General features: G+C 43.7%; 23 protein-coding genes. 16 read left to right on the forward strand and 7 right to left on the reverse strand.

What is annotated here, in order from left to right; all coding sequences use genetic code 11:
* The first annotated feature begins 275 nt into the window (after positions 1–275).
* The 5 genes from sat to V6C11_RS07825 all read left to right on the forward strand — a co-directional run bounded on the left by sat (position 276) and on the right by V6C11_RS07825 (position 7,866).
* A complete protein-coding gene (gene sat, locus V6C11_RS07805) occupies positions 276–1,448 on the forward strand; it encodes a sulfate adenylyltransferase (protein WP_333530577.1) in 1,173 nt (390 codons plus the stop codon).
* A gap of 349 nt (positions 1,449–1,797) precedes the next feature.
* A complete protein-coding gene (gene aprB / locus V6C11_RS07810) occupies positions 1,798–2,241 on the forward strand; it encodes an adenylyl-sulfate reductase subunit beta (RefSeq protein ID WP_333530578.1) in 444 nt (147 codons plus the stop codon).
* A 35-nt stretch (positions 2,242–2,276) separates the two neighbouring features.
* Entirely contained in the window at positions 2,277–4,154 is a 1,878-nt protein-coding gene (gene aprA, locus V6C11_RS07815) for an adenylyl-sulfate reductase subunit alpha (RefSeq protein WP_333530579.1), read from the forward strand.
* 315 nt (positions 4,155–4,469) lie between these two features.
* Entirely contained in the window at positions 4,470–5,714 is a 1,245-nt protein-coding gene (locus V6C11_RS07820) for a CoB--CoM heterodisulfide reductase iron-sulfur subunit A family protein (RefSeq protein WP_333530580.1), read from the forward strand.
* A gap of 4 nt (positions 5,715–5,718) precedes the next feature.
* Positions 5,719–7,866 (forward strand): hydrogenase iron-sulfur subunit, encoded by a 2,148-nt coding sequence (locus tag V6C11_RS07825; protein WP_333530581.1) that lies wholly within the window; start codon positions 5,719–5,721, stop codon positions 7,864–7,866.
* 285 nt (positions 7,867–8,151) lie between these two features.
* On the opposite strand, the gene V6C11_RS07830 is transcribed toward V6C11_RS07825, so the two are convergent.
* Positions 8,152–8,313, reverse strand: a complete 162-nt coding sequence (locus tag V6C11_RS07830; RefSeq protein WP_333530582.1) for a hypothetical protein — start codon at positions 8,311–8,313, stop codon at positions 8,152–8,154.
* A gap of 1,207 nt (positions 8,314–9,520) precedes the next feature.
* On the opposite strand from V6C11_RS07830, the gene V6C11_RS07835 reads away from it, so the two are divergent.
* The 3 genes from V6C11_RS07835 (at position 9,521) to larA (ending at position 13,363) form a co-directional block, all read left to right on the forward strand.
* Positions 9,521–10,639: an HD-GYP domain-containing protein gene (locus tag V6C11_RS07835; RefSeq protein WP_333530583.1), complete on the forward strand. Its 1,119-nt coding sequence runs from the start codon at positions 9,521–9,523 to the stop codon at positions 10,637–10,639.
* Between the two features lie 98 nt (positions 10,640–10,737).
* A complete protein-coding gene (locus tag V6C11_RS07840; protein WP_333530584.1) occupies positions 10,738–11,874 on the forward strand; it encodes a S1C family serine protease in 1,137 nt (378 codons plus the stop codon).
* Positions 11,875–12,112: 238 nt separating this feature from the next.
* Positions 12,113–13,363: a nickel-dependent lactate racemase gene (gene larA / locus V6C11_RS07845; RefSeq protein ID WP_333530585.1), complete on the forward strand. Its 1,251-nt coding sequence runs from the start codon at positions 12,113–12,115 to the stop codon at positions 13,361–13,363.
* An 18-nt stretch (positions 13,364–13,381) separates the two neighbouring features.
* Here larA and V6C11_RS07850 read toward each other — a convergent pair whose 3' ends face one another.
* The 3 genes from V6C11_RS07850 to V6C11_RS07860 all read right to left on the reverse strand — a co-directional run bounded on the left by V6C11_RS07850 (position 13,382) and on the right by V6C11_RS07860 (position 16,529).
* A complete protein-coding gene (locus V6C11_RS07850) occupies positions 13,382–14,659 on the reverse strand; it encodes a polysaccharide deacetylase family protein (RefSeq protein WP_333530586.1) in 1,278 nt (425 codons plus the stop codon).
* Between the two features lie 6 nt (positions 14,660–14,665).
* Positions 14,666–15,844: an MFS transporter gene (locus V6C11_RS07855; RefSeq protein ID WP_333530587.1), complete on the reverse strand. Its 1,179-nt coding sequence runs from the start codon at positions 15,842–15,844 to the stop codon at positions 14,666–14,668.
* A 226-nt stretch (positions 15,845–16,070) separates the two neighbouring features.
* The gene (locus tag V6C11_RS07860) at positions 16,071–16,529 is read right to left on the reverse strand and encodes a divergent PAP2 family protein (RefSeq protein ID WP_333530588.1); all 459 of its coding nucleotides are present in this window, start codon (positions 16,527–16,529) and stop codon (positions 16,071–16,073) included.
* A 220-nt stretch (positions 16,530–16,749) separates the two neighbouring features.
* Between V6C11_RS07860 and V6C11_RS07865 the strand changes: the two genes are divergently transcribed.
* Entirely contained in the window at positions 16,750–17,802 is a 1,053-nt protein-coding gene (locus V6C11_RS07865; RefSeq protein ID WP_333530589.1) for a glycosyl hydrolase family 18 protein, read from the forward strand.
* Between the two features lie 25 nt (positions 17,803–17,827).
* Here V6C11_RS07865 and V6C11_RS07870 read toward each other — a convergent pair whose 3' ends face one another.
* The gene (locus V6C11_RS07870) at positions 17,828–17,977 is read right to left on the reverse strand and encodes a hypothetical protein (protein ID WP_333530590.1); all 150 of its coding nucleotides are present in this window, start codon (positions 17,975–17,977) and stop codon (positions 17,828–17,830) included.
* A gap of 184 nt (positions 17,978–18,161) precedes the next feature.
* Between V6C11_RS07870 and V6C11_RS07875 the strand changes: the two genes are divergently transcribed.
* From V6C11_RS07875 to V6C11_RS07895, 5 genes are all read left to right on the forward strand, one after another.
* On the forward strand, positions 18,162–18,383 hold the full coding sequence (locus V6C11_RS07875; protein WP_333530591.1) for a ferrous iron transport protein A: 222 nt from the start codon (positions 18,162–18,164) through the stop codon (positions 18,381–18,383).
* Between the two features lie 25 nt (positions 18,384–18,408).
* Entirely contained in the window at positions 18,409–20,361 is a 1,953-nt protein-coding gene (gene feoB, locus V6C11_RS07880; RefSeq protein ID WP_333530592.1) for a ferrous iron transport protein B, read from the forward strand.
* A 4-nt stretch (positions 20,362–20,365) separates the two neighbouring features.
* Positions 20,366–21,604, forward strand: coding sequence for a D-alanyl-D-alanine carboxypeptidase family protein (locus V6C11_RS07885; protein ID WP_333530593.1), 1,239 nt, complete (start codon positions 20,366–20,368; stop codon positions 21,602–21,604).
* A 62-nt stretch (positions 21,605–21,666) separates the two neighbouring features.
* Positions 21,667–22,116 (forward strand): Fur family transcriptional regulator, encoded by a 450-nt coding sequence (locus V6C11_RS07890; RefSeq protein WP_333530594.1) that lies wholly within the window; start codon positions 21,667–21,669, stop codon positions 22,114–22,116.
* A 191-nt stretch (positions 22,117–22,307) separates the two neighbouring features.
* On the forward strand, positions 22,308–23,018 hold the full coding sequence (locus V6C11_RS07895) for a DUF421 domain-containing protein (RefSeq protein ID WP_333530595.1): 711 nt from the start codon (positions 22,308–22,310) through the stop codon (positions 23,016–23,018).
* A 63-nt stretch (positions 23,019–23,081) separates the two neighbouring features.
* Here the strand turns inward: V6C11_RS07895 and V6C11_RS07900 are convergent, their stop codons facing one another.
* Both V6C11_RS07900 and V6C11_RS07905 read right to left on the reverse strand, forming a co-directional pair.
* On the reverse strand, positions 23,082–23,273 hold the full coding sequence (locus V6C11_RS07900; RefSeq protein WP_333530596.1) for a hypothetical protein: 192 nt from the start codon (positions 23,271–23,273) through the stop codon (positions 23,082–23,084).
* Positions 23,274–23,316: 43 nt separating this feature from the next.
* Positions 23,317–24,159, reverse strand: a complete 843-nt coding sequence (locus V6C11_RS07905; protein ID WP_333530597.1) for an Mrp/NBP35 family ATP-binding protein — start codon at positions 24,157–24,159, stop codon at positions 23,317–23,319.
* A 355-nt stretch (positions 24,160–24,514) separates the two neighbouring features.
* Between V6C11_RS07905 and motA the strand changes: the two genes are divergently transcribed.
* A complete protein-coding gene (gene motA, locus V6C11_RS07910) occupies positions 24,515–25,318 on the forward strand; it encodes a flagellar motor stator protein MotA (RefSeq protein ID WP_333530598.1) in 804 nt (267 codons plus the stop codon).
* A complete protein-coding gene (locus tag V6C11_RS07915) occupies positions 25,290–26,003 on the forward strand; it encodes a flagellar motor protein MotB (protein ID WP_333530599.1) in 714 nt (237 codons plus the stop codon). The genes motA and V6C11_RS07915 overlap by 29 nt, the downstream gene beginning before the upstream one ends.
* Positions 26,004–26,085 lie beyond the last annotated feature (82 nt).

A 26,085-nucleotide genomic window follows, 5' to 3' on the forward strand; every position in this document is an offset into this window, starting at 1 on the left:
GATAGGGGTGGGGATGTTGTGAATGCAGTGGGGTATTCAAATAAAAAGTTGCGTTTTTCGACAGAGCAAATCCTTTGCCGTTCAGAAAATGTGACTCGACTTAATCTTAACCAACTTAGCAATAAGCAATCCTGGCAGGTTAGTTGATTGAAAAATTGGTTAGATAGCCCCTTGCAGAAAAAACATCAGCCAAGTGGTGCATCTCCATAAGTGTTTGGATTCACAAAATAAGGACTAAGTCCAAATTGTTACATTAAATAAGGGAGGCGTTATTAATGGCATTAGTTCAACCCCATGGTGGCAAACTGACCCCGGTTTTAGTACCTAGGGAACAGCGTGCTGAAATGCAAGCAAAAGCTGAAAAACTGCCCGTAATCCGCATGAGTTCTCGGGAATCCTCCGATTGCTTGATGCTCGGCATGGGTGCATTCTCTCCTCTGACTGGCTTTATGAAGCAAGCCGACTACGAAGGTGTTGTAGATAATATGCACCTAGCCAACGGTTTAGCTTGGCCTCTGCCTGTAACCTTGGCAGTTACCAAGGAACAAGCTGCTAACATTGAAATTGGCAGTGAGCAAGCTCTGGTTGACGATGAGACTGGCATTTATGTTGGTATTATTACCGTAGCTGAAAAATACGAGTATGACAAAGTTAAAGAATGCAAAGCTTCTTTCTTTACCGATGATGCTGAGCACCCTGGCGTTCAGAAAGTAATGGAGCAAGGCGAAGTTTACATCGGTGGCGACATCGTAACCTTCTCCGAAATGGGCTATGCTACCAAGTATGCTGGCTACTATGCTCACCCAGCAGAAACCCGTGCCCTGTTTGAATCCAAAGGCTGGAATACGGTTTGCGCATTCCAAACCCGTAACCCCTTGCACCGCTCCCACGAGTTCCTGTGCAAAATCGGTAACGAAGTTTGTGACGGCCTGTTCCTACACCCCATCGTTGGTAAACTAAAGAAGGGTGACATTCCCGCCGAAGTACGTTTCGAAGCTTACAAAGCCCACATGAAATATTACTTTAACGAAAAGACCATCGAAATGCGTGTATATCCCATGGAAATGCGCTATGCTGGTCCTAAAGAAGCTATCCTGCACGCTATCTTCCGTCAAAACTTTGGCTGCAGCCACATCCTCGTTGGTCGTGACCACGCTGGTGTAGGCAGCTACTACACTGCATACCAAGCTCAGGAAATCTTTGATGCCTTCAAGCCCGGCGAACTTCTTTGCCAGCCCATCAAAGTAACCTCTGCTTACTACTGCACCAAGTGCCAAGGCATGGCAACAGAAAAGTCTTGCCCACACGGCCCAGAAGATCGCATTGCTATCAGTGGCACCAAAGTTCGCGAAATGTTTGGCCGCGGCGAACTGCCACCGCTGGAGTTTGGACGTAAAGAAGTACTTGAAATCCTCACTAAGTACTATCAAAGTTTAGATAACAACTAAGCCTAACTTAAAATTCCCTGCTGATAGTAGAATGTAAATAAAACGAGTCAACCTCGATTTCTCACATATTCTACAACATTCGACATTTCGTAGCTGTCGGTAGAACGACAAACCTTGTCTTAATACAAAAAATACTAAATAAATTGATATGGTGGTTGTTCATATGCGAACACCACTATATCATAAGAAAATTTTTAGTCTTAAGATGGGTTCTGTTTGCAAACCCTTCGGAGTTTCCGAAAAACGAAAGTGTCGTGGTAGTGAGGGAGTATTATATTAGACAAGGTGTGTTTTAATTAGCAATTAAAGACGTAAAGTCTTTAAATTTAAGCAATAGGGAGGTAAAAAAATGCCTAGCTTTGTAATTGCTGAAAAGTGCGATGGTTGCAAAGGTCAAGACAAAACCGCTTGCATGTACATCTGCCCCAACGATCTGATGGTTCTGGACAAAGAAAAAATGAAAGCCACCAACCGTGACGTATCCCAATGCTGGGAATGCTACTGCTGCGTTAAGATTTGCCCTCAACAGGCTATTGACGTTCGTGGTTACGCTGACTTCGTTCCCATGGGTGCCAGCTGTGTGCCCCTCAGAAGCTCCGACAGCATTATGTGGACCGTTAAGTTCCGTAATGGCATGCTGAAGCGCTTTAAGTTCCCCATCCGTACCACTGAAGAAGGTTCCGCTGTTCCTGACGGTGGCTATACTCTAGACCAAGAAGATTTAAACAACCAGTTGCTCTTCACCGAGCCCTATTCCACCGGTACTGCTGAACTTCCTGGCCTGAAGAAGTAATTGAGATAATTAACTATCGGAGGAGGTTAAAAATAATGCCGAACTTTGAAACTGTAGTAGTTAATACCGACATTCTTATTCTTGGTGGCGGTATGGCAGCCTGCGGCGCAGCCGTTGAAGCAGCTTACTGGGCTAAGAAACAAGGCGACATAAAAATTACTTTGGTTGATAAAGCTGCCATGGACCGTTCTGGTGCTGTTGCCATGGGTCTGTCCGCTATTAACCAATATCTAGGTGTAGCTAAAGGCGAAAACACCGTTGAGGACTATGTAAAATACGTTAAGAACGACTTAATGGGTATTGCCCGTGATGACCAAGTCGCTGACATCGCCCGTCACGTTGACTCTTCCGTTCACCTGTTTGAAAAATGGGGTCTTCCCATTTGGACCAACGACGAAGGCAACTACGTTCGCGGTGGCCGCTGGCAGATCATGTTAAACGGTGAATCCTACAAGATTATCGTTGCGGAAGCTGCTAAGACTGCCATTGGCACAGACAACATTTATGAGCGTGTATACATCTGTGAGCCCATCATGGATGGCGACAGAATCGCTGGTGCTATTGGTTTCAGCACCCGTGAAGACAAGATATATGTATTCAAGGCTAAAGCCGTTCTAGCTTCCATGGGTGGCGCAGTAGGCGTATTTAAGCCTCGTTCCACTGGTGAAGGTTTAGGCCGTTCCTGGTATCCTCCTTTCAGCTCTGGTTCCTCTGCATATTTCACAATGGCTGCTGGTGCTGAAATGACCTGTCAAGAAGTTCGTTTCATTCCTGTACGCTTTAAAGATGCTTACGGCCCTGTAGGCGCTTGGTTCCTGCTCTTCAAATCCCGTGCTGTTAACGGTTTCGGCGAAGAGTATATGGTTACCCGTCGCTCTGAATTAGACAACTGGGGTCCCTATGGCAAAGTTAAGCCGATCCCTGCTAACCTGCGTAACTATCTTGGTATGCTGGATGTAAGCGATGGCAAAGGCCCCTTGTTCATGGAGACCGACGAAGCGATTGCTAACTTAGCTAAGAAATACGAAGACGATCCCAAAGCCTTCAAGAAGAAAATGAAAGAACTTGAAAGCGAAGCTTGGGAAGACTTCCTAGATATGACCATTGCTCAGGCTCTGTTATGGGCTGCTTCCAACATCGCTCCCGAAGAAAAGCACTCTGAAATCGCTGCTGCTGAACCTTACTTCATCGGTTCTCACTCCGGTGCTTCCGGTGCTTGGGTTTCCGGTCCTGCCGACATCGCTCCTGCTGAATATCAGTGGGGTTACACCAACATGACCACCGTTAAGGGTCTGTTTGCTGCCGGCGACGCTTCCGGTGCTTCCAGCCACAAGTTCTCCTCCGGCTCCCACGCTGAAGGACGTATTGCTGGTAAGGCCATGGTTCGTTTCGTAGTAGAAAACAACCAAGAGCCCAACCTTGACGATGCCAAAGTTGAAGAATTAAAAGCTAAGATTCTGAAGCCTCTGGCTACTTTTGAACAGTTCAGTGGTTTCTCCACCGATCCTGATGTTAACCCCAACTACATCCTGCCCAAGATGTACATGTTCCGTCTTCAGAAGATGATGGACGAGTATGCTGGCGGTGTTGTTGCTAACTTTACCACCTCCAAGACTCTGTTGGGCGTTGGTCTTGAGTTATTAGGAATGCTGAAAGAAGACGGCGAAAAGCTTGCTGCACGTGACCTACACGAGTTAATGAGATGTTGGGAAAACATTCATAGGACTCTACAGGCTGAGTCCCACATTCGTACTCTGCTGTTCCGTGAAGAAACTCGTTTCCCCGGCTACTACATGCGTGCTGATCTACCCAAGTTGGATCCCGAGTGGGAAGTATTCTGTAACTGCAAATACGATGCAGCCAACAATGCTTGGGAAATGATTAAACGCCCCATCATCCGTCTGGTTGACTAATTAAGTACCTTATAGTTAAATAGATAGCTGAATAGTTATCGGCCCGTGGCCCTGCGGCCACGGGCTATTAAAAAAAGATGGCCTGGGTGCAAAACGCTTATTGGGCCCTTTACTCCAGGTGGCCAAGAGGGTGCCTGGCTTTTTTGCTTTTATATTTTTAGTTATAAAACAGTGGCTTCCGCCTGGCTAATATCAGATAATACCTAATATTAGCCAGGCGGGAGCTGGAAGTTCCCAATACCTGGCATGGCCTTATTTTTACGATTTTTATCACCTATCCAAGCATTGTTAACAACTGGACTAGGGAGTGAGAAAATGGCAAATAAAAGCATATTAGTTGTAGGTGGCGGTATAAGTGGTATTACCGCTGCTGTGGAAGCTGCCGAAGTGGGTTATGAAGTATTCTTAGTTGAAAAGAATTCTTACTTAGGCGGTAAAGTATCTCAAATTAACGAATATTTCCCCAAATTATGCCCGCCAAACTGCGGCTTGGAAATTAATTTTCAAAGAATTAAAAAGAATCCCAAGATTCATGTTATTACATTAGCAGAGGTTGAAAATATTGCTGGTCAAGAGGGTAATTTTGATGTCACAGTCAAGATGAATCCCCGTTATGTGACCGAGGGTTGTACAGGCTGTGGTAAATGCGCGGAAGTATGCCCGGTTGAAAGTGCCAATGCCTTTAACTTTGGTCTTGATAAAACCAAAGCAATTTTCCTGCCCCAACCCTTTGCTTTTCCAATGAAATATATCATTGATAACACTGCCTGCACCGGAGCCTCTTGTGGTAAGTGTGTTGAAGTATGTGAAGTGAAGGCTGTAGACCTAAACATGCCCGCTAAGACGATGAACCTGAATGTAGGAGCTGTTATTTGGGCCACTGGCTGGGATTCCTATCCAGTGGAAAAACTAGCGAACTATGGCAGTGGTACTGTTGCCAATGCGGTTTCCAATATTACATTGGAAAGACTAGCTTCCTATACAGGACCTACCCAGGGTAAAATTGTTCGCCCATCAGATGGAGCTGAGCCGAAAAACATTGCCTTTGTACAGTGTGCCGGTTCCCGTGATGAAAATCACCAGCAAGCTTGCTCCTCCGTTTGCTGTATGGCAACCCTGAAGCAAATCGATTATGTCAAGAGACAATATCCGGATGCCAAGGTTACCATTTATTACATGGATATCCGGGCCATGGGTAAGCACGAAGACTTCTTTAATAAGATTAAAGAATATGATATTACCATGATTAAGGGCAAGCCTTCCGAAATAACCGAGGATGAGGCTAAAAATGTTATCGTTTTTGCTGAGGATCAAAGTATTCAGGAAGTTACCGAACTGAAGTATGACATGGTAGTATTGGCCACTGGTATGGCACCTACTACCGCTGCTGCTAAGTTGCCAGCGGAAGTAGCTTATGATGTAGACGGTTTTGTTCAGAGTGGTTCCGTACCCGGTATTTATGCTGCGGGCTGTGTTGCCAAACCCGGTGATGTTGCTTCTTCCGTGCAAAGTGCTACCGCTGCTGTTCTAAAAGCCATCCAATCTACGGTAAGGGGGTAAGACAATGGCTAAAAAACTAGGGTTTTTCATGTGTACTGGTTGCGGCATTGGCGAAGCCCTCGACACAGCGGCTTTAACCAAAGTGGCAGCTAAGGAATATAAAGTTCCTGCTTGCAAAGAACATGGCTACCTCTGCTCTGCGGAAGGTGTAGATTTAATCAAGGCTGAAATTGAAGCGCAGGCTATGGATGGTGTGATCATTGCAGCCTGTTCCAACCGTATAAACGGTGATGTGTTTAATTTCCCCGGTGTTTATCTGGAGAGAGTAAACCTGCGTGAACAAGTTATTTGGAGTCATGAGGCCGATGACGAAGATACCCAAATGCTGGCTGAAGACCAGATTCGTATGGGCTGTGAAAAAACAAAAGCCTCAGAAGTACCTGCTCCCTATATTGGCGAAAACCTTTCCAAGACCGTTTTGGTTGTTGGGGGCGGCTTAGCTGGTATGACAGCAGCTTTAGAAGCTGGTAAAGCTGGCTATTCCGTAGTTCTGGTAGAAAAAGAAGCTGCTCTGGGCGGTTGGTTAAACAAAGTTTACAAAACCACTCCGATGGCTGCTCCCTTTACCGCGCCAGAGGATCCCAATGTTGCCGGCCGTGTGGCTGAGATCGAAGGGAATTCCAACATTAAGGTTTATACCGGTGCTGTAATTGATAAAATTGCCGGTGGCCCCGGTATGTTTGATGCGGAAATTAATCAGGGTGGCAACATCGCTGCTGAAAGAGTTGGAGCGATTGTGCTGGCCACTGGTGCCAAGCCAAACGTTGAAAACCTGGATTATCTGGGTTATGGCAAATACCCCAACGTTATTACCCAGGCTGACTTCGAAGAAATGGCTAAGTCCGGTAATATTGATGCACAAAAAGTTGTTTTCATCCAATGCGCTGGCTCCAGAGATGCTGAGCGTTTGCCCTATTGCTCCGCGGCCTGCTGCGTTGAAACCCTGAAGCAAACCTTAATACTCAAGGAACTGGCTCCTGAAGCTATGACCTATGTATTCTATAAGGATGTTCGTAGTTCTGGTCAATATGAGCATTTCTATAAGGCAGCCCAAGAAAGCGGCGCCGTATTTATCAAAGGCGAAATTAAAGAGGTTAGCGAAGCCGATGGTAAGTTAGTGGTGGAAGCGGAAGACATGCTGCTGGGCGGCGATGCTATGGTTGATGAGGTGGACTATATTGTACTGGCCAACGGTATGATTCCTTCCACTAAAGCCGCCGAAGATGCTGCTGCTGATCAGGAAATTGCAGAAAATATCCTTAATCTACAGTACAGACAGGGTCCCGAACTGCCCAATTTGAAATATGGTTTCCCAGATTCCCACTTTATTTGTTTCCCCTATGAAACCCGCCGTACGGGTATCTATGCCTGCGGTAGTGTTAGGGCACCTATGGATATGGCTAAAGCAGTTAGTGACGCCGCCGGTGCTGCCCTAAAAGCCATCCAATGTGTAGAAGTTACTGCCGGTGGAGCAGCTGTTCATCCAAGGAGCGGCGATCTATCCTATCCCGAATTCGCTTTACAGCGCTGCACCCAGTGCAAGAGATGTACAGAAGAGTGTCCCTTTGGTGCAATTAACGAGGATGAAAAGGGTAACCCACTGCCTAACCCCACCCGCTGCAGAAGATGCGGTACCTGTATGGGAGCTTGCCCAGAGCGGATTATCTCCTTTAAAAACTACTCTGTGGGCATGATTGGCAACATGGTTAAAGCAGTAGAAGTGCCTGAAGAGGATGAAGAAAAGCCAAGAATTCTTATCCTGGCCTGCGAAAACGATGCGATGCCTGCCCTGGATATGGCTGGTATCAACCGTCTGAAGTACAATTCCTGGGTGCGTATTATTCCTGTAAGATGCCTTGGATCTTTGAACCTGGTATGGATTGCAGACTCCATGTCCAAGGGCTTTGACGGTGTCATGCTGTTAGGCTGCAAACATGGCGATGACTATCAGTGCCACTTCATGAAGGGCTCTGAGTTGGCTGAAATACGTCTATCCAAAGTTTCTGAAACCTTGGATCGCCTTGGCTTAGAATCAGACCGTGTTCGCATGGTACAAATCAATATCATGGATTATGCTGAGTTGCCCAAGATCATCGATAAGTTTGCCGAAGACTTAGATGTATTTGGCCCCAACCCCATGAAAGGTTTCTAAATAAAAATAAACCCCGCATACAGCGGGGTTTATTTTTATCAGCAAGTTTAATATTTTAAGATAATGGTATAAGACTTTCATGCCATTAACGGTACTATCAAAGAATGAAAATTTAAGGTCATCCTGAGCAGTGAAGGATCACGCGTGTATCCTTCCATTGATAGAAGTTCCTCTACTAGCCCAGGATGACAGTTCGTTCGATTAACAGGCATAGAAAAGCGAAGGCTCGGGATAAAGTCCCTTGTGCCTGAAGGCACAAGGGACTTTATAAAATATTTGTTAGAACTAGTTCTGATTAGTAGCGTCAGGTTCTTCACGACCAACGGCAAAGAATTTTTTCATTATTTCTACCACCATTTTACTAGTTTCAATTTCATCGTGTACATTGCAATGATCCATTTTTGCTTGGGCCCAGTCAACAAAATCATTCATTTTCATATTTGCCATATTAATCCCTCCACGGTTATTATAGTTTTGAAAATTCAGAATCGTGACACACTAAGGGGGTTGGATTGCGAGGTAACCCTGTTAGGAACATCAGAGTGACAACTTTTCATTAATGTTCGAAAAAAGGGGCAGCACCTCCTAAAAAAATTTAATAAAATTCCGTGCAGCCTATTGCTAATGCGTCCCCTAAGTGCTACAATAACCGTAAGGTAGTGACAACTTTATAGTTGTCGTAGTGATTACTGTAGTGGATGAATATTCATCAAAAATCCAGGGCACATAGCCTTGGCTATCTTTGTTTCTGCTTGGAATTTGAGTTGATACTAGCATAAATAAACAATCAAAACAAGATACATATTTAAAAACTCCCCTTAATTTTTTACTATAAGGGGAGTTTTCTGCATGTTGAAAAATATAACATTTTTTGTAGTGCTGCGTATATTCATCTTGAGCTAGAAAAAAGAAGGATTTTGAGTTCTAATTGTGATTTCAAAAGGGCATATCATCCTATTATATACCTTCATTAAAGATGATGAGATGATGGTATCTGATAATAATTCAAATAAAGAGATCGATTTTTATAGCTCCTTTCCTACGGATAGAGCAGTTGTAATATAATAGAAAACCAATATAATTTCTGCTTGACATAATTAAGATTTGTGTGTTCGCCGGGAAAACGGTTCTAAACCCGGTCAATCTATGGGTAAATCATTTATATTTGGTGTTAATGTATTGCCTGAGACAGTACAGTTGGTCATAGGAAAAAGCTCACGAGGTAGTTCATAGCCAAAGATTCATTGATTGCTACCATGCCATTTTCAAAGCCAATCTTTTCGTCTTTAACGCCCAGGATAATTACAAGACAATACGATTTAGATTATGAACGTAAGGTTTGTTTTTAATAGACCGAATTAACCTTTCATCTGCCGTCCAAAATTCGCATACTTCGTTGGATTGTCTAGAGGTAATTTCTGCTACAGCTAGGTATGCAGCATCATATAAAGAGGGTAGTTTTTCTTTAAAACCACTTTTCAGAACATTTTAGCAACTCCCATTCTATATTTTTTCAAACAAGATTATTAAACATAGAGGGGATAGACGATTGCATAGGTGTAAAACAGAAGAATAGGTAAAAAAATGCATTTATCCAGAGGAATTTTATGCTAAAGGTAGAATAATTTACTCAGCATACAAGTGGAGGTACATGATGCGTCGGTTATCATTAGAATCAGTAAAACCTGGTATGAAGGTAGGGCGACCAATTCGCAACACTAACGGACAAATCCTCTTAAATGTTGGTACAATACTTAGCGAAAAGTATATTGCACGTCTGAAGTTATTAGGTTTGCATTCGATATACATTGATGATGGACTAATACCTGACGTTCAAGTGGATGATGTTATACCGGAAGAGACTAGGGTAAAGGCTATACAACAGGTAAAGAAATTACTGCAGTCGCATTCTGACTCAATGGGTGGGGGCATTTCAGGGACAGATAAAATCTACCCTACGATTAACGATATAATTGATCAGTTACTGGATAATACCAAACTAATGGTGGAACTTATTGACATACGGACAATGGATGATTATGTATTCGCTCATTCAGTAAATGTGTGCGTATTGGCATTGATGACTGGTATTACCCTTGGCTTTGAACGACCCAAATTATTTCACCTGGGAATGGGAGCTTTATTACATGATATTGGCAAAATACAAGTACCTAAAAGTATCTTAGATAAGCCCGGTCGCTTAACGGAAGAGGAATATGCAGAAGTAAAAAAACATCCTCAGTATGGTTTAAACATTTTAAGCAAAAATCCTCATGTCAGCAGCCTCTCCCGTCTTGTTGTCTACCAGCACCATGAAAGATACAATGGGGAAGGATATCCCCGACAACTAAAGGATTCAGAGATTCATCAATTTGCACAAATCACGGGTATGGTGGATATGTATGATGCTTTAACAGCAAATAGGGTTTACAGGAGAGGGTTCCCTCCCCACGAAGCCTATGAGATGATTGCTGGTTCAGGCAATTACTTATTTAATTTTGAAATAATCGAACCCTTTCTATCGAATGTTGCAGCTTACCCTGCAGGGTCCATTGTGGAACTAAGTACGGGTGAAATAGCAGTGGTGGTCAGTACGAAGAAGGGTTTTTCCTTATACCCCAAAGTAAGGATGTTAGTGGATAAGGAAGGAAATGCCGTACAAGAGCTAGTGGAACTAGACTTGCTTGGTTGTCGCAACGTTGTTATTTGTCGCGTGATTAACGATTTTGATTTTTCCCGGGTAGGACAGGGGATAAAATACAAAAGCCTATAAGATCCTGGCCTGGTCAGGATTTTATAATTTTAATGAACAGCTAGGGAATTCGCAAATTATTAACCAAATTAGTCAATACTAAAAGGGGAGGATGAGTTATGCATAGGTGGAGAAATATAGCTGTATTTACTTTAATGATTGCATTTTTATCAGGCATTATGTTTGCTGCTGGTTGCACCCTAATAAAGGATATCACCCCGAAGGAAAATATTAGTCAACAACAGGATGGAGTAGCCGATGCCAGCTTACCTGGGGTAGGTCCTGACACCATAGCAAATATTGTCGACAGGGTAAGCCCCGCGGTGGTTAAAATTACGACGGTGGTCGAGGTAGGCTACAATAATCCCTTTCATAATGACCCGCTTTTTCGCCAGTTTTTTGGTATAAATCCGCAACCCCAGTACCAGAGCGGTTTGGGTTCAGGGTTTATTATTTCGAAGGACGGCTATATTCTGACAAATGAACATGTTGTTGATGCAGCACAAAAGATAAGTGTTCTTGTGAAAGGACATCAAAAGCCCTTTGAGGCCAAGCTGGTTGGGGCTGATCCGTCAATGGATTTAGCTGTATTAAAAATAGAAGGGAAGGAATTTCCCACTTTACCCATGGGAGATTCAAACAAAATCCGGGTGGGTAATTGGGTTATTGCCATTGGCAGTCCCTTTGGTTTAGAAGATACAGTCACCATCGGAGTAATTAGTGCTAAGGAACGCCCACTGGAAATAGATAATCGAGCTTTTGAACATCTATTGCAAACGGACGCATCGATTAATCCCGGCAACAGTGGAGGTCCCCTTCTTAATTTAAATGGCGAGGTTATTGGTATTAATACCGCCATCAACGCCCAGGCCCAGGGTATTGGCTTTGCAATACCCACCAGCACGGTAAAAGAGATTCTTGATGAATTGATTGAACAGGGTAAAGTCCAAAGACCATGGCTAGGTATACAAATCCAGCAAGTTACCCCGGATATCGCCAATTTTCTGGGTTATGAGGGATCGACCGGAGCCGTTATTTATGGTGTGGTAGCAGGCGGGCCAGCGGCTAAAGCAGGTATCAAAGAGGGTGACATTGTTTTAGTCATAGATGGCACGAAGATAGAAAACCCGGATACCTTAATTAAAACAGTGCAGAAGAAAAAAATAGGTTCTAAATTAGAAGTGGAAGTGTTCCGCAAGGGCAAAACCCTAACCATAAATGTTGAGGCAGCCGAAAGGCCAGCAAATGTTAGGTAATGGCCATTGGCCTTCAGCCTTCAGTTTACGAAGTATTTAGTTAGTGGTAGCTTAAAACACTACAGTTGAATTGGCTGTAGTGTTTTTTTATTATGCCACCTATGATAGGGATACAGTGCCTAATCCCCTCAATTATAAAGACAATAAAAAGGCTATAGTTCAAAGCAATGGACAGATTTTCCCCCAAAACTGATGGCTGATGGCTGTTTTGGGATAAACTATGTGGCGGAGGTGTGAAATGGAATTTGATTTTGCTTACGGGCGTAATACAATACCCGTTTCTATTGACACTAAGAATATTGCTGCCATAGTAACACCAAAATTGCCCGGGTCCATTAACCAAGCGGTAGAGTTAGCCAGAGCCCTGGGTAAGCCCATTAATAGTCCGCCGCTAAGGGAGATTATTAAAAATAAAAGGCCAGCGTCCATTGTTGTTCTTGTAACAGATATTTCCAGGCCGGTTCCTTATCAAGAACTTCTGGTGGCCCTTATGGAAGAAATGCAGATTAAATCAGACGGCAAAGAGCAAATTAAATTTGTCATTGCTACCGGTGCCCACAGACCCAACACAAAGCAAGAGATCGAAGAAGTTTTCGGTCCGTTAGCCCAAAGTTATACTTTCATTAACCATGACTGCGATAAAGATCTAGTGAGTGTGGGGAAATTGGATGATGGTACGGAGTTGTGGATCAACAAAGAGGTGGCAGAGGCTGAGTTCGTTATTGTTACAAGCTGTATTATGCCGCATAACCTAGCTGGTTTTTCAGGTGGGCCTAAGATGATTTTGCCGGGTGTGGCTGGGAGATCCACCATTACAGCAAACCACAGCATGATGACCAGACCCAGGGTGGGACCGGGGAACATTCAGAACAACCCCATATCCAACCAAATACTGGCTGCTGCAAGGTTGCTGGGTGTGGACTTTAGCCTACATGTGGTATTGAATGATCAAAATAGGATTATCAAGTGCTTTGCCGGTGAACTGGAAAAAGCATGGCAAAAAGGCTGTCAGTACTGTGGTACTATCTACCGTTTGCCGTTCCCTGAACCAGCGGAGGTGGTAATAGCCGGGGCTGGGGGTTATCCCAGGGATTTAAACCTTTACCAAGCCGTAAAGGCACTGATAAATGGTGCTAGATTGCTAAAGCCCGGGGGAACGCTGGTTTTGATCGGGGAGTGCAGGGAGGGCATGGGTGAGCCATTATTTAAAGAATGGCTCATGAGGGGAAATCGTCCGGAAGAAATGGTTTCAAATTTTGAACGGCATGAATTCATTCTGGGGGGGCATAAAGCCTATGTACTATGTCAGGAGCTAAAAAATAAAGAAGTCATGATCATCTCTGAATTTGCCAAAATGAAAAATCCCGTGCCCTTCCTTAAAAATGCCTTGGATTGGTCGACGGCTGAAAAAATGGTCATTCAAAAACATGGGCCTGATTATCAAGCCCTGCTGATGCCCCTGGCCGGCTTGGTTTTTCCGTTGCATTAGTTGTTCGCTAAGGCTAGGCTACAAATATCGTCTAAGAAGCTCCTGCTTAGAAATGACTACCTTTTTTGGTACTAGTTTGCTCCACTGACGGCGCAGGTGGGATAATCCACCTGGATGCAGTAAAAAGAGCAGCCAACGCTGGTACCAAGCTACCATAAAACGAATAAAGGGGGAGAGGTCGCAGACCGTAAATCCCAATTGTGAGGTTCCTCTATGAATCATAGTAATACCAATCAGGGCCTTCGTTCCCTGACAGGCTGGGTCCTGGGAAATAGCCCGGGCCAGCAGTGGCAGGGAGCGACGGGTCTCCCTTAAGAGGGCCATGGCCGTTGCCTCGAGGGAACGGCCAGTTGTTGTAAGTTTTTGTAGAAAATCATTATTGAGATGAAGTTCGATTACCCTGTCCCCCGGGGTCAATAGAGTACCATCCGGTAGCTGCATTACTTTTCCTCGGTAATTTCTTACAGCAAGACGAAATAAAACATGCTCATCATTGCCCGCCGATTTCAGGCCAGCCATGCGAGCAAAGCACATCTCCCAAACCTGCCATAGTCTGCGCAGGTTTTTCTTCACCAAACCAGGGCCTTGGTAACGCATAAAATCCTCCATATTAATTGGTTCAAGCGTCCTTTCCCTAAGCTCTTGTAAAATCATCGGCAGGGCTTGCACCATTCGGGCAGGGCCCTCGGGCGCAGCACCAAACCCTGCGCTATGATCATGAAAGACAATGATGGAGCCAGGCTTAACCTTATTTGCTACCATTCTATGAATGCTTTCGGGTGAAGCCTTAGAATCCCAATCCCAGGTCATAAAGCTCCAAAGTATGGTCTTATCTTTTGTAAAAAGGATATAAAGGTATGTTGCAAGGTTAAAGACACCCCAGGAGGGACGAAAAAACTGTGGCCTTTTATTCGTGATGGACTGGATCGATCTGCGTCCCAGGGATATTTCCCGAATGGCAGCAAGGGGTCCCTGAAACCAAGCAAAACGGTGTCTATAGCCATGAGTACCCAGGCTATGCCCTGCCGCGGTAATGCGCTGAATTAATTCTGGGTGATTTTCGGCATACTTACCCACCAGAAAAAAAGTTGCCTTTACATTATAATGGGCAAGTATATCCAATACCTGGGCAGTGTAGTAAGCATCTGGCCCATCGTCGAAGGTTAGGGCCACTTTATCCCGGTGTTTGCTTCCCCGGTCATAGGTTCCTAACCTAAGAATTCTACCTAAAAAGGTTGGTAACAACATATAGAAAAAAATTATTATGTTCACAAGTTCAAAAACGTTAAAGGGCATTTTTTATCACTCCTGTTTTGTTAGTATATCATCCAGGGGATAGAATACATAAAACAACCCCATGCAGGCAAGGACAAAGGCACTGAGATAAATGGTTCCTGCCGGGTAAAGCAGAGAGGCAATGGCCCCGCCCAGTGAGGGACCCACCGCAATGCCTAGCCCCTCCATGGTTGTAAAAATACCCCAGCCAGTTGCCTGTTGCTCAGCGGGAATTGCCTTGGCCAAGAGGGAATTCCAGGCTGGAAGAATGATGGCGTAGGAAAACCCAACCAGAACAACTAATAACACAATGGTTTTTAGATGATAGATGCTGGGAAAAAGCAGCAATAAAATAGCAGTGCTAAGAAAACCCAGGGATAAAAGTTTGCGTAGTGAAAAACGATCTACCAATCTGCCCATGGGGATCAGAAAGAGAACGGCTGTTGCACCACCGGCTGTTAACAGTAAACCGTACTGTTGGGAGGTTAGTCCCAATGTCTGGGTGGCGTAGAGGGGTAATATGGGCAGCAGCAGGCTGGCTGCCAAGGTCTGTAAAAACATACCCGGTAATAATACATGAAGCACCATCGGATTTGAAGCTAGCTTTTTTACTTGACCCAGAATAGTAAAATTAATACGGGTGGTTTTGATGGCAAAGGGGATGGTTAAACCAATTATCAAGCTAAGACCCCATAAAATAATGCAAATAATAAAGGTGTCCTGGTAGCCTAGGGGTAGGATAAAATTAACTCCCACAGGTCCGATACCCATGCCCAGGAGCCAGGCAGAAAAAACAAGCCCCATTCTGGTAGCCCGATCGGAGCAACCGGTTGGGGCAACATTGCTGATAACAGCAAGCCAGACAGGAGTAAAGCCGAGGCCAAACATACCCGATAGCAATAAAGCAGGCCATAAGGATTTAGCATAGTACAGCCCCAATAAAGAAAGAAAGCTAATCAACAGGCCCAGCAGCAAGACAGGCCGCCCCCGTTTATCCAATAGGGAACCGGCCAAGGATTTGAGTAGAGTTTCCGTAAGATAGTGTCCGGATACCACAAGACCGGCAGCAAAAACGGAAAAGCCAAGGAAGTTAACAGAATACAATGGCCAAAAGGTCAGGAAAAATGCACTTCTGGCTAATTCCGTGATAAATAGCAAAGTAACAAAGGCGTAATCCCTGGGCGTTAAGTTTAGTGAACTAAGCAAAATTGTATCTCCCCGTAATAAACATCAGCTGGACTGGCAATGGGCCATAGGCCTTTTTTGTGTAAACTCTTGGATTTAGCTTATTACCATTAGCTGATTGGTTTTTCATATTATCATGAACTAACATTTACAACCGCATATGACGGCGCGCCTTGAGCCATAGGCCCGAAAAGAAGACATGCACAAAAAGCTCAAGGCCCACGGCTCATGGCCCATGGCCAAAAAGCTAAAAGACCACAGTAGCCATCACAACCCCAATTATCGCCCCGGCTAAAACTTCCGCAGGGGTATGGCCAATTAATTCCTTCAGTGCCTTAAGGTTTTGTTTTCCATCCTGACGTCCCATTTCTTCAAGCATCTGGTTTAAAATTTTGGCATGAATTCCTGCTGCCCGCCTGACACCCATGGCATCGTACATTACAATGAGAGCAAAAATAGCAGTGATGGTAAAGAGAGATGAAGACCAACCGTATTGCAGCCCGGAAGCGGTAGCCAGTGCTGTTACCATGGCCGAGTGGGAACTGGGCATACCACCGGCCTCAAAGAATCTTTGCCAGCCCCATTTTTTACTTTGGATGTTTGCCAGGATTCCTTTAGTTGATTGGGCAATCAAAAAGGCAGATAAAGGAGCAAAGAGAATTTTATTTAGCCAAAGCCAGTAATAGATTTCTGACAATAGTTTCACCTCAAAACATACTTTACAGACAAATATACATGATATATTCTCTAATGGATTTTGTAAATCCTTGCTTCGTTGTGAATAATAGCACTGGTTAAGAAAAGTTTAATAATTACAGGTGCCAATTGACAAAAATGGTAACATTATAGGGGTTCATCAAAGATTTACTTCCTGTTAAGATTTTAGATAGGGCCTGGGGCCCAATAAAAATTTGGCAGGAGGAATTATGACAAAAAGAAAGTTGACAACCTATGGTTTACTATTTCTGTACCTGTTATCCTTTAATTTTATATTTTTCTCAACTTCGGTCGAGGCAGCACAGACAAAGCCAGTGGTAATGGGGTATTACTCCAAGGATTGGTATACAGATAAAGATTCATATCATTCCCTGGCCAAATATGCTAACTATATGGATTACATAGCAACATTTACCGCTCGCATTGACAGCAATGCTAATTTAATTACAGATTTCATGCCCTCAGAGGGTATTGCTGAGGCCAAGGAAAAAAAGGTAAAGCCTTTACTTGTCGTACATAATATGTATAACGGTGGGATTGACTCGGGTTCCGCAGCAGCGGTCTTGGGCGACCCCAATAAACGATGGAAATTAGCCAATAATATTACCTCGTTGATTAAAAAACATGGTTATGCCGGGGTAAATATAGACCTGGAAGCTGTTCCCCCCCGGAACAGAGATGATTATAGTAAATTTCTTTGGGAATTAAAGGGATTGTTAAAACCCGGTGGCTATCTGCTTACTGCTGCTGTACCAGCTAAAAATAGTGACCAACGAAATAATAATTGGTCTGGCGCTTACAACTACAAAGAGCTGGGACAAGCATGTGATTACGTGATGCTGATGACCTATGACGAACATTGGTTTGGTGGAACTCCTGGGCCAGTTGCCTCATTGCCTTGGGTTCAAAGTGTATTAGACTATGCTGTGAAACAAATGCCCTCACAGAAAATTTTATTGGGCCTGGCAGGCTACGGCTATGATTGGTCGGCCCAGGCTAAAACAAGATCAATTAAGTGGAAAGACGTCAATAATCTAGTCAATCAAAGGGGTGCCCAGATTCTTTGGGATAATACCAGCAGCACGCCCTATTTTTATTACTGGAAGGGTACCGAAAAGCATGAAGTCTGGTTTGAGAATAAATATAGTCTTGGCATTAAAATGGGACTTGTGAAATCATATAAACTGGGCGGTGTTGGTTTTTGGCGCCTTGGTTTTGAGGATGACACCTTTTGGCAAACGATTAATCAACAAATACGCTAGCTTTTTAGGGGAGGCCCGTGCCTCCCTATGCTTTTTCCTTGATCACAGGAATTAAAATGATTTTTTGATTGTCTTCTGACAGAGTATTTATTTCAGCTTGGGCAGCACCCAATAGGCTCATTTGCTCCCCGGATAGATTCACTGTTTTCAAACCTGCCCAATTCATATCGGCCATATCAAATGCCTCCTTTTCTGATTCTGAAACTATTATTACCTATATAGCATAATCTATTAGCAAAACTCTGAGGCGTTGTCACCTTGCTCGGACCAAAAAAACCTTGCCTTGTAGGCCATCGGCAATTATAATTAAATTGACACTGATAACCATTATCTGTTATAAAAGCCATGGAGGAAATTGTATGACACTCGACAAATGCAAAAGAGGACAAAGAATTAAAATAATGAATATTCCCAATGAGGTGATCCGGTCTCAGGCAATCCGGTTTGGTATCTCCGAGGGGGCCGTTGTGACCTGTGAAGAGGTTGTTCCTGCAGGTCCTGTCGTGGTTGGTATGTTTAAACAGCAAATTGCCATCGGCAGGGAATTGGCCCGAAGCATTGCCGTGCAACCGATTAGTTAGTAAGAATATAAGATGAGGGTAAAGAATGCAATATAATCAAACACTCACCACCGGGGTTAGCGGAAGAAATATCATTCTGGTGGGTAATCCGAACGTGGGTAAATCATTGTTTTTTAATTACCTGACGGGAAGTTATGTGGATGTGGCAAACTTCCCCGGTACAACAATAAATGTTATATGTGGACGCTGCGGCCAGGATGCCGTAACCGATACCCCGGGTATTTATGGAGTTTCCTCTTTTAGTGAGGAAGAAAAAATTACCCGGGATATTGTTTTGCATGGGGATATATTGCTTAATATTGTCGATGCGGTGCATCTGGAAAGGGATTTATTTCTTACCCAGCAGCTCATTGATACTGGGCGTCCGATGGTAGTTGCCCTAAATATGATAGACGAGGCTGAAAATCAGGGCATCAAAATAGATATTGTGGTGCTAAAGGAACTTTTAGGGGTTCCGGTGATTGCCACCGTAGCAGTAGAAGAAAAGGGATTGGAACAGGTGCGGCAAGCCATCAATGAGGCTAAGTCTGGTCGGGTGTTGTCGGTGGTGGAAGAAAAATTGGCGGAATTGCCTGATACCATATCCCGTGCTGAAAAACTGCTAGTGCTGGAAGGTGATCCAATTGTTTCAGCAAGAAATGGTGTTGAACCGGGTCCTTATCGAACACTCTTTTACACGGAAAGACGGAATTGGATCAATAAAGTGGTATCTATGTCAGTTAGAGAAACCAGCACGCGGGAGATTTTGGGCTCACGGCTAAGCCGCTGGATGATTCAGCCTGTTACTGGTATCCCACTGTTATTATTAACTTTATTTTTGCTTTATCAACTTATTGGTGTCTTTGTGGCCCAAACTGTGGTAGCATTTACGGAAGAGTTTATTATGGGTGAGTATTTTCAACCCCTCGCTAAGGCAATGGTTGGCCAGGTAGTGGCACCTGGCACAGCGGTAAATGAAATTTTGGTAGGGCAGTTTGGCGTTATCACGATGACCGTTACCTATTTGATTGGTCTATTGTTGCCTTTAGTGTTAGGTTTTAATTTTGTCCTGGCCCTCCTGGAGGATACCGGTTATTTGCCTAGGATAGCAACCCTATTGGATCGCATTTTAACCTTCTTTGGTTTAAATGGTCAAGCTGTTATTCCTCTGGTATTGGGCTTTGGTTGTGTAACGATGGCTTTAATGTCCACACGTTTGCTAGGTTCTGATCGGGAACGACGCATAGCCACGATTATCTTGGCCTTGACAGTTCCTTGTTCCGCTCAATTAGCTATTATTGCCACGATGTTGGCCGGGCTGGGCCCTGGCTTTGCCGTGGTATATGGTATGCTAATTTTTAGCGTGTTTATTGCCGGAGGAACTTTGTTAGATAAGGTTATCCCTGGAGAGTCTTCTTCCCTTTGGATTGATCTTCCTCCCTTGCGTTTGCCTCGTATGGGTAACGTCTTTAAAAAAACCTGGAACAAGAGCAAGGAATTTATTACAGAAGCGGCTCCTTTGTTTGCTTTAGGAGCGTTAGTCCTTGGCTTACTTGAGGTGTCGGGGATCTTAGAGGCCATCGAAAATGCACTGGTTCCCCTTACAGTAAGCTGGTTGGGACTACCCAAAGAGGCAGCCAGTGGCTTTATCATGGGGGTCATACGACGGGAATTTGGTACGGCCGGTCTTTTTACCTTTCCCATGTCGGATATACAAAAACTAGTGGCCCTGACCACCATCACTCTGTTTGTTCCTTGTATTGCCTCGGCCATGGTCATTTATAAAGAGCGGGGTTGGAAGGAAGGAACTGCCATTTGGGTTGGTGTTATTATTCTGGCATTTATTTTGGGTGGTCTAATCAATCAATTATTGATCTTTTTTATCAGCAGTTTTCCGTCGGCAGAACCCCTTACGATGTTGGGGGGTGTCATTCTAATAGGGCTGGCTATAATTTTAGGATTTAGTTCAATTATTCCCGGATCCTTTAGGAGCAGGTGATGTTGTGCGTAAGATTTGTTGCTGTATTCTTTTAGTTATGTTGTTAATATTGCCTTTTAATACCATGGCCTTGGCCGGGGAACCTCAAATTGTTGGAGAAACAGCTGTTTTACTGGATGCCAAATCAGGTACTGTTTTATATGGCAAGGAGGAACACAAAAAAATGTACCCTGCCAGTACCACCAAGGTCCTCACAGCTTTGCTGGCCTTAGAACGCTCCCAATTGACTAAGCAGGTTACCATTGGCCCCAATCCAAGCAAAGCTGGCGGAACATCCATTTGGCTGCAGGAAGGGGAACAGCTGACCCTAGAGGAACTACTCCATGCTTTAATGTTAAACTCTGCCAACGATGCAGGGGTTGCCATTGCAGAGCACATAGCAGGTTCAGTGGATAAATTTGCCGAGCTGTCCAATGAACGGGCGAAGCAAATTGGTGCCAAAGGTACCCATTTTACGAATCCCCACGGTATGCCCGGTAAAGAACATTATTCCACTGCCTACGATTTAGCCTTGATTGGTCGAGAGGCCCTAAAGAATCAAGACCTACGCAAAATTATTACCACCATTAATTACGAAATCCCCAGGGCTGATCCCGAGGCCCAAAAACACCTTTTTAATCATAACAAGCTTTTATGGAGCAAAACGTATGGTTATAAGGGTGCAACTGGGTTGAAAACAGGCTACACGGTTGATGCGGGTCAGTGCATTATCGCTTCCGCCGAAAGAGATGGCATGGAGCTTATTGCCGTGGTTCTGCGCAGCGAAGGTTTTAATATATGGACTGACGCAAGCAAATTGTTGGATTATGGCTTTGAAAACTTTACCAGCAGGCAATTAGTCAAGGGTGGTCAGGTAATGGCGGATGTACCAGTACAGTATGGTAAAGGTTCTGTCAAACTATTGACTAAGAATGATTTATATTATACTTTTCCAAAGGAAGGTAACATTGACCTCCATGTAACCACTGAACCGGATGAGGAAGTGTCGGCACCCGTCACCAAGGGTGAAGTTTTAGGGGCAGTGATTATCCGAAAAGGGGAAGAGATCGTGGGAAAGGTTCCCCTTGTGGCCCATGCGGCAGTACAAAGGGATTGGAAGATGACGCTAACAACCTGGTTTAAATGGGGTTTACCATTGTTGTTGTTTTTTCTTTGGCTGCGCAGGAGGATTTACTTAAGAAGAAAAAGACAGCAAAGATTAGCCCGCAGAAGGAAGTATTATAATTATCCAGAGCTCAAATAAGTACATTGACACCCCTGTTAAAAAGCAATATACTGGAAAAAAGCGTGGGTGGTGTCTTTCCTTTGAACAAAATTATAACCCAAGTTGGGGATAAATTAAGGTCTCACGATTATAAGTTAACCCCTCAACGGCAGATTATCTTGAAGGTTATGTTAGAAAACAAGGACAAACACCTTAGTGCAGAGGATGTTTATAACCTTGTTAAACGCAAGGCCCCGGACGTGGGCTTGGCCACTGTTTATCGAACCTTAGAGCTGTTTTTGGAGCATGAAATCGTTCATAGCGTAAACTTTGGCGATGGGCGTAAACGCTATGAATACGGGGACAGCAGTGAAGGGCATCACCATCACCATGCCATCTGTTTAAAATGCGGCAAAATCCTTGAGATCAACGAAGATCTCCTGGAGGTGTTGGAGAAGCAAGTAACACAGGATTATGGCTTTACCGTTACCGACCATGAGTTAAAGATTTTTGGTTATTGTAATGCTTGCAAGGAAAAGGGAAATATATAAACGGATAAAGGGACGATGTGAAAAAACCGCTTAAAACGTCAAGTTTTAAGCGGTTTTTAATTTAAAGGCATGGCCATTAGCATAAATTGGTCGCAAGCCCAGGAGACCATTCCCCTACATTAAATTTATATTACATTAATACAAGGGCAAGGCTTGGGTCATACTAGACTTACAGATCAGGAGTGAAAAGTATGGAACCCTATTTAGAAATTACACTGCGTGCGATTGGGGCCTTTTTTGGTCTTTTGTTGGTAACGAGGATATTGGGTAAGGAGCAGATGGGGCAACTCACAGCCAGTGATTTTGCCAATGCCATTGCCATTGGTTCCATTGCCGCAGAAATGGCCTCCGATCATAAGGAAAATGTCATGTACTATATCATTGCCATCGTTATCTTTGGTGGTCTTACCTATTTAAGTAGTTTACTATCATTGAAATTCAGACCTGTTCGCAAATTGTTGGAAGGCGAACCAATTGTTGTGGTGCAAAATGGAAAAATACTAGAAAAGAATATGAGAAAAGAACGGTACGATATGGATAATTTAATTATGCAGCTTAGGGAGAAAAATGTATTCCATCTCTCCGATGTAGAATTCGCCGTTTTAGAGCCAAACGGGAAACTGAGTGTTTTGTTAAAAAGTAACAGACAGCCCCTGACAGCCAGTGATTTGAATATCTCTACACAGTATCAAGGTTTATCAAGTGAAATCATTGTAGATGGTAAGGTAATTATACAAAATTTAGAGATGAATGGATTAAACCAGCAGTGGCTGTATAAACAATTAGATATGCAAGGGATCGATAGGATTGAAGAGGTAAGTCTGGCCAGTTTGGATACGTCAGGCAAATTATATATTGATAAATATGCTGATGATTTGCAGCACAATGTTCGATTAGTCTAGAGAATAAAAAAGACTAAGGTTGGAAGGCGAATTTCCAACCTTAGTCGCTGGAAAGGATAGAGACTAAGGATGATGGTTACCATCGCGGGATTTTTCATTTAATAGTCCCTTTAATTCCTCCATATTTTCATTGCTATTGGCATTGACGGGTAATAATTTTCCTCCGCAGCTACAACGAGATTGTTTGGCATCTTTGTGATACTTGCGGAGATATTCCACGATTTTTCCGCACTGGTTGCATCGAAACCGTATCATAGAACAAACCTTTCTCAACTTCACTGGTTTGGTTTAAAGACGATTAACTAACCTTTGTATTTACTTTAACTAGTTTGGGAATATCCTCAAAGGCTTTTGTTTTAGATTCTTCCACGAGGCCTTTATCACATAGCTGGCTAAACTCAGGCTGAATGGGGAGAACCTCCAACACGGGTAAATCATTTAGAGTATCTCCTTTTTGGAGGGCTTTACCAAAAAGCTCAAATTTTTCACCACATTTTGGACAAGTGGCGTAGGCCATGTTTTGAACGTAGCCCAACAGTGGGGTTTCCATAATCCCAGCCATGCGGACAGCTTTTTTGACCACCATCGCAGCTAGGTCCTGTGGTGATGTGACCACTACAATTCCATCAATGGGAATCTGCTGCATGACAGTAAGGGGAACATCCCCGGTACCAGGAGGCATATCAATCAAGAGGTAGTCTATTTCACCCCAATTTACATCCGTCCAGAACTGTTTAACAACATTGGCTATAATGGGACCACGCCAGATAACCGGCTCATCTTCTTGTTCCAATAATAGATTTAAAGACATAATGTTAATACCATTACTACTTACGGCAGGAAGCAGCAGCCCTTGACTTGCCGGAACCCTTTTAACCCCAAACATTTTGGGGATACTGGGGCCAGTTATATCTGCATCTAAAACCCCAACCTTATAGCCCATGCGACGTAAATTTACTGCCATTAAAGCAGTAACAGAAGATTTTCCAACGCCGCCTTTACCACTCATTACTGCAATGACACGGCCAATTTTACTTTGACCACCGGGATAGAGTTTAGGCGGTGCACTACATTTTTCTCCACCACATGTTCCTTCGTTCATTTCCCCGCAACTTGAACAATTGTTGCTTTCATTGCCCATGACTTTTCCTCCCCTTATGTAAAAAGATTTATATGTAGAGGGTGCTTAACCCCCTGAAAAATTATTGACATCTGTTCAAAACCATCTTATAACTATTGTGAACCATTGTCAATAAGTTTTTTGTTTATCAGCTTTTAAGCAGTTTTGATTGGATGCTCCCAGGTTAACCCCTGATTGAAGGTAAAAAGTAACTTATACATAAAGTAACTTATACATTATAGAAGGAAATTCTTTGCTTGATGGTGAATTTAATCTCCCAAAGATAAATCTGCCTGGACAAATAGGCAGATTTAATTTGCTAATGACGCAGCTCTAGAAATTCTGGGGCCTGTAATAGTTAATGAGGTGTGAGAAAGTGGAAAAATCAACGGTTATCGGTCTAACATTAGGTTTTTTGGCTGTCGGAACAGGTATGGTTCTAAAGGGGGCCAGTCTGATGGCCCTCTGGAACCCTGCTGCCATTATGATTATTGTAGTTGGGACTGCCGCCGCCGTTTTAAATGCTTTCCCTATGGATGAACTGAAAAAGGTTCCTAAACTGGTTAAGATTATCTTTAAAGAACCCCAGATTACATCCAAAAGAGAGGTAATTCATAGCTTTATGGCCCTGGCCACCATTGCCCGGCGGGAAGGTTTGCTGTTCTTGGAAAGTCATTTAGAAAGTATTGAAGATCCTTTTATTAGAAATGGCATGCAATTGGTGATCGATGGTGGGGATGCGGAATATGTGAAGTTGCTGCTGGAGGAAGAAATCTATGCCACCGAAGAAAGACACAGAGTGGGGGCACTTATTTTCACCCAGGCCGGTACCTATGCACCTACCCTAGGGGTTTTGGGTGCAGTGGTAGGTCTTATTGCAGCCCTAGGTAATTTATCAGATATTGAAAAACTTGGCCACTCCATTGCTGCGGCCTTTGTGGCTACTCTATTAGGTATCTTTACTGGTTATGTTTTATGGCACCCCATTGCCAACAAGCTAAAGCGCATATCCAGAAAAGAAATCGAAATTAAGCAAATGATTGTGGAAGGGGTTCTGGCCATTCAGGCTGGCAAATCTCCCATGGCTATCGAACAAATGCTCCTGGTCTACCTGCCTGTGTCCGAACGGAGAGCTGAGAGGGAGGAAAATAATGTCCAAGAAACGCAGGGAACAGCATGAGGAACACATGGATGAAAGCTGGTTGGTTCCTTATGCCGATATCTTAACACTGCTACTGGCGTTATTTATTGTATTATTTGCTTCCAGTACGGTGGATAATCATAAGTTTAATGCCATGAAGGAGTCTTTAAATGCTGCCTTAAACAGCGGGGCGGGGATTATGGATTCTAAAAACATGTCAGAACAATTGATTGATAAAAATCAGATTTCCCAGGACACCATTGTCGAATTACAGCAATTAAAAAGGCAAATGGATCAATATATTCAAGAAAACCAGATGGGCGCGGAGATTGAAACAAATATTACCAAAACTTCCCTTGTTTTAACCATTAGGGATCGTGCCCTGTTTGACTCCGGCAGTGCCGTGGTAAAGCCACAGTCCCGGAATATTATGGTGGCAATATCCGATATTTTGCAACAGTATCCCAAATACGAAATTCTGGTTTCTGGCCATACCGATAACCAACCCATCAATACCAGGGAGTTTGAATCCAACTGGGATCTTAGTTCCAAACGGGCTATCAATTGTATGAAAATTCTCCTGGAAAACCCATCATTGAGTCCCCATAGACTTGTGGCCGTGGGCTATGGAGAATACCGACCCATTGCAGAAAACACCACGGCAGAGGGGAGAGCCCAAAACCGTCGGGTGGAAGTTGTAATTAAAGAAAAGGTGATGGAGTAGTTTATGGCACAGTCTGAACAAGGCTGTGTTTTTTGTTTAGGAAGAATAATCTTGTCATCCTGGGCGGTAGCGAAGAATCTTG

Origin of the sequence: Desulfotomaculum sp. 1211_IL3151 (assembly GCF_036763075.1) — a bacterium.
In the GTDB taxonomy this organism is placed as follows: Bacteria; Bacillota; Desulfotomaculia; order Desulfotomaculales; family Desulfotomaculaceae; genus Desulfotomaculum.